Origin of the sequence: Microvirga vignae, from assembly GCF_001017175.1 — a bacterium.
In the GTDB taxonomy this organism is placed as follows: Bacteria; Pseudomonadota; Alphaproteobacteria; order Rhizobiales; family Beijerinckiaceae; genus Microvirga; species Microvirga vignae.
Window position 1 is genome coordinate 1 of the sequence record NZ_LCYG01000152.1, and the last position, 3,381, is coordinate 3,381.

At 59.1% G+C, this 3,381-nt stretch carries 2 protein-coding genes and 1 pseudogene; 1 reads left to right on the forward strand and 2 read right to left on the reverse strand.

Annotated elements, in window-relative coordinates; translation table 11 throughout:
* Positions 1–32: 32 nt before the first annotated feature.
* Positions 33–917 carry a MurR/RpiR family transcriptional regulator gene (locus AA309_RS31315; protein WP_047192935.1) on the reverse strand — a complete coding sequence of 295 codons (885 nt, stop codon included), beginning with the start codon at positions 915–917 and terminating at the stop codon, positions 33–35.
* A 493-nt stretch (positions 918–1,410) separates the two neighbouring features.
* On the opposite strand from AA309_RS31315, the pseudogene AA309_RS31325 reads away from it, so the two are divergent.
* Positions 1,411–2,205 (forward strand): annotated as a pseudogene (locus AA309_RS31325) (IS630 family transposase); the annotation flags it as partial.
* 308 nt (positions 2,206–2,513) lie between these two features.
* On the opposite strand, the gene AA309_RS35630 reads toward AA309_RS31325, so the two are convergent.
* Positions 2,514–2,678: a hypothetical protein gene (locus tag AA309_RS35630; RefSeq protein WP_160310592.1), complete on the reverse strand. Its 165-nt coding sequence runs from the start codon at positions 2,676–2,678 to the stop codon at positions 2,514–2,516.
* Between the last annotated feature and the right edge of the window lie 703 nt (positions 2,679–3,381).

Genomic DNA, 3,381 nt, shown 5'->3' on the forward strand with positions numbered 1-3,381 from the left:
CACATCGTGTAAGTTGCGATGAAGTACGTAGGTCACGACCTCTTTCCTTTAGTCCAGTAGGCCCCCAACTCGGAGAGCCGCTTGTCCGTTGCTGCTAATTCGTCGATCGCCGCCACGCCTTCGAAAACCACTTGCCTCGCCACGACGATCTCGAGCAACGCGCCGATCCCGACTAAGGAAGGAAAGAAGGAAGAAATTGACGTCGGTACTGTTAAGATGTTGGATGCACAGGCTGATATAGGGGAAACGAGGCTGTCAGTAATCGCAAAAACCGGGGCCCCCATCTGCTTGGCCAAACGAGCGGCAGCCACCGATTCACGCGCATAGGGCTCGAAACTCACCAGAAGGAAACCATCTGTCGCTCGGAGCTTTCGAAGTATATCGCTTGGGGCGCCACCAGGGTCGTTCACCAGGATGCCATTCTGGCGGAACATCTGATACAAGTAAAAATATTGATATATCGGCGCGAATGCGCTGCGAACTCCGAACATGAATAGTTTGTCAACCGTCAAAAGCTGGCGAGCAAAGGAGTCAATGCGGTCTTGCCCATTTCGGGAGAGTATTTCCCCCAATATCGCTTCATGCTGGTGGACGATCGCCGAAGAATGATGATCGGCGTGTAACGTATCGTTCCGAACTTGCAGCTCTCGAGCGCGTGCCGAGAACGATGACAAACGTCCCTCTTTTAAGGACTCGGCGAACTGCCTTTTAATCTCGACATAGCTCGAATGCCCAAGTGCCTGTGCAAGCCTGACGAGCGTTGAGGCAGGTACGCCAGCCTTCCTGGCTACGTCCCGCATCGACAGCAGCGCAACATCCTCAGGACAGCGCATCATGTACGCAGCCGCCTTTTGATTTTGGGGCGATAGCTGCTCGAATTCCTGGCTCATTTTGGCGCCGAATTCCGCGATGTTCATGTCGCTACTCCTAACGGACCATTTCTGGGATTGCAACAAATGTTTCCGTTGATCGTCAAGATACGGAACATTTGTTCCGAGATGATGCTCGGGAGAGAAAGAATGATGGGATCGATATTGCGGAGGTTTGGGGGGCGGCACAAGGTTCGCTATAAGACGAGATCTTCGGCCCGGAGGATTTGACGGGTTGGGGATGGCGCAGGAGGGGCAGGCATTCAGGGGCGACCAACACCTCGATGCTTCGCGCCACCCCGGACTGGCGGCGGATCAATCCGGCGCGTTCCAAGGTCAGGATCATCTGGTGCACGGAGGGCGGAGTGACCTGGAAGTGGCGCTGCATATCGGTCTCGGCCGGGGGCGGTCATGGACACTCGTGTAGGCGTCGATGAAGGCCAAGTACTGGCCCTGCCTATCGGTGAAGCTTGGTCCGGGCATTCGCCACACGCTCGATTCATCGGCTGACTCAGCTGGGCCTCTCACGCGGGAGGCCGAGATGAACATACGCTACCAGGTCGAGCTGAGGGAGGCTGAGCGCACTCAACTCCAGGCGATGCTCAGCGGCGGCAGGCAGGCAGCCCGCACGCTCAAGCGAGCGCAGATCCTCTTAGCGGCGGATCGCGGCGTCCCGGATGAGGACATCGCCAGGAGCGTGGCGGTGGGCGGCTCGACTGTGGTTCGGACCAAGTGCCGCTTCGTGGAGGGCAACCTGGACAGCGCCCTGAACGAGGAGCCCCGTCCGGGCGCCGCCCGCAAGCTCTCGGGCCCGGAGGAGCCGCTGCTGGTGGCCACCGCCTGCGCGAAGCCGCCGGCGGGCCGCGCCCGCTGGATGATCGAGTTCTTGGCCGGCGAGATGGTGCGGCTCACCGCACACACGAGCCTGTCGCGCGAGACGCTGCGCGGCCGTCTGGCCGGGAACGCGCTCAAGCCGTCGCGTCAGAAGATGTGGTGGGGCCCCAAGATCAATAGCGAGTACGTGGCACGCATGGAGGACGTGCTCGACCTCTATGCTGAGGCCCCCGATCCGATGCGGCCCGTAGTGTGCTTTGATGAGAGCCCGACCCAGCTCATCGGCGAGACGCACCCGCCGCTCGCGGCCACGCCCGGACAGATCGAGCGCGTCGATGACGAGTATCGCCGCAACGGCACCGTGAACCTGTTCGTGTTCTTGGATCCGCACCGGCCCTGGCGCAAAGTGCACGTCACGGATCGCTGGACGGCGAAGGACTTTGCTGTCTGGTTCGATCAGGACTTCGCGCAGAGATCCACCCGACTGGATATCGACAAGCTCAAAGCGCCGTGCGGCCGCTGGCTCGGCCGTGGGCTCGAGCACCAACTCCGGTTTGCGCTGCGTCCATTTCCGCCAAACCTCGAATGCGTATGGCAGTACACGCTGAACTATCTCTGGTCGCTCGAGAGCAGCGAGCTTCCTCTCTCATTTTCTCTCTGTTTCCAATGCCGCCCTGGACGACTATATACTGACGTTGCTGCTGTACCAGCATCCGCATAATTACAGTAAGCGGTGCGCCAAGGCACCTTTCTCGAAATCGGTCGTGCGTCTATGGTGGATCGGTCGTTGATCCGGCGCAGCGGCGACGATCATTCCAGGCGATCATAGCGGGTGACGTCGTGGAGTTCGCGCAGGGCCGGGATGACGAGGGCGATGTCTTTGTAGGCCTCCACCAGCCGTTGACCGTCCCGGGCCCATTGCTGGAGCAGCGGGATTGTGACCGCTGGTGCGTCCAATGAGGAGAAATGACTCATCACGTTATCCTTTGCTCGAGCAGTCGATCCTTTCGGAAGCCACCTTCTTGAGCCGAGGCAGATCAAGGCGACGTCGGCCATGATCGTTACCTTCATGGATTGATTCGAATTCACGCCCGTATCTGTCTCGCGCGCTAAAGACAGCGCATGACATTGCTGGTAAGCTTGATTGGCCCTGCCGTTGCAGTGGGTGCCAATACGGCTACTAGGCCAACGCACTCACTTGCCCCAGAGATTTACTAGTAAGGCATGGATATTTGCCCGACTTACTACCGTAGCAGCCAGCCGAACTTCAAGAGACGCATATCCTATAATTCTTCTCTCGCTTAGTGCTTTCTTCTCTTGTCGGGCGTGACAAACAACGCATGCCGATCGGACTCGGCACCATAAGACAAGAGCGGCTGAACTGACCTCGAGGTGCGATCCTGCCTGTCATGTTTGTCGAGAGCAGCAAAGACTGCTCGGGCCTCCTCGCGAAACGTCGCTTTGCACTGCTCGGGCGCCCGATCCTAGTCGCGTGCGTCCTCCAGGATCTCGTAGAGCGCCCGAGCCACGGCTCCATTTCCTGCAGGTTCATTGCATCAGGTCTCCTTTATGCTCGGCCGAAAGGGGGCAGTCTGCTTTCGTTTCAGATGAGCGCACCGCGAGCGCTTGAGCCGTCACGCGTTGTTTCACCCATCACGCCTGGCTCGCTGCCTTGTTG